This is a genomic window from Pseudophaeobacter sp. 1A16562 (genome assembly GCF_041008785.1).
In the GTDB taxonomy this organism is placed as follows: Bacteria; Pseudomonadota; Alphaproteobacteria; order Rhodobacterales; family Rhodobacteraceae; genus Phycobacter; species Phycobacter gallaeciensis_A.
The window spans coordinates 1-1067 of record NZ_JAXGFT010000046.1; the positions used below are offsets into that span (position 1 = coordinate 1).

Consider the following 1067-nt stretch of genomic DNA (forward strand, 5'->3'; position numbering starts at 1 on the left):
GCGTTCTCAGGATGAAGGCGGGATCGGCGCCGCGTCTGGATCGGCGGATCGTGATCCTTCAGGCGAGCTTTGCAGAAAATGAGGCCGGGGAAGATGTTGCCACCGGCTGGGCGGAGTATGCGCAGGAGCGGGCAGAATACACGCCGGTCTCTGATGGCGAGCGCATGCGGGCGGCCTCTGTGGAGCAGAAGACGGATGCGCGCTTCGTGGTTCGCTGGTCGGTCCGGCTGGCGGCGGTCAGCGGTGAAAACCGGATCCGGTTTGACGGGGCGGAGTGGCAGATCACCGGCGTGAAGGAGCTCGGCCGCGGGCTTTGGATCGAGATCACCGCGTGGAAGGTCTGATCGCTGCAAGCGGAGGATCTCCCGAAGCGTGCAGCCCGCAGCGTTGAGCAAGAGGGGTCAAGCCCACCACGGGCTGCCGCTTCGAGAGAAGGTCCCATTTTGGCACCCCGCTTGGTTAATGAATGGTTAACGGCGCACACGTTTAACGTGCAATTATTGAGGCAAGGATCTCTGACATGTCAGTCAAGATGAAGATCGAAGGCGCCGGTGATATCGAGCGGGCGCTGGGTCAGCTTGCGCGGGGAACGGCAAAGGGCGTGCAGCGGCGGGCGATGAAAAAGGCGCTGCAGCCGGTTGCGGCGATGGCCGATGCGTTGTCGCCCTTCACGGTGAAGGTCACCAGCAAGCTGACGGCCCGGCAGGCGCGTGAGGCGCGCGGTGACCGGGGGCGCAGCAAGGTGGTGCTCTATGTGGGGCCGGTGCAGCCGGATGACAGCGATGCACCACACGGCCACCTTTACGAGTTCGGCACCGGGCCACGGGTGCAGGCTTCGACCGGCCGATCTGTTGGTTCTATGCCTGCGCGGCCCTTCATGCGGCCTGCCTGGGATGCCAACAAGGCGCAGATGCTGGAGACCCTGAAGCGCGAGACCTGGGCTGAAATCGAAAAGACCGTGGAGCGGGCGCGGCGCAAGGCGGCGCGGGCAGGCGCATGAGCATGGAAGGCGAGCTGAAGGATCTCCTGAAGACCCTCGGGCATCCAGTGGTCTGGGGCGTCTTTGA

Annotated in this window: 2 protein-coding genes; both read left to right on the plus strand. The window is 64.5% G+C overall.

Annotated features, from left to right (window positions below):
• Positions 1-344: head-tail adaptor protein (locus SM764_RS22570; RefSeq protein WP_369002872.1), on the plus strand; the 344-nt coding region annotated here is incomplete at its 5' end.
• Between the two features lie 176 nt (positions 345-520).
• Entirely contained in the window at positions 521-1000 is a 480-nt protein-coding gene (locus tag SM764_RS22575; protein ID WP_369002873.1) for an HK97-gp10 family putative phage morphogenesis protein, read from the plus strand.
• The last annotated feature ends 67 nt before the right edge of the window (positions 1001-1067 follow it).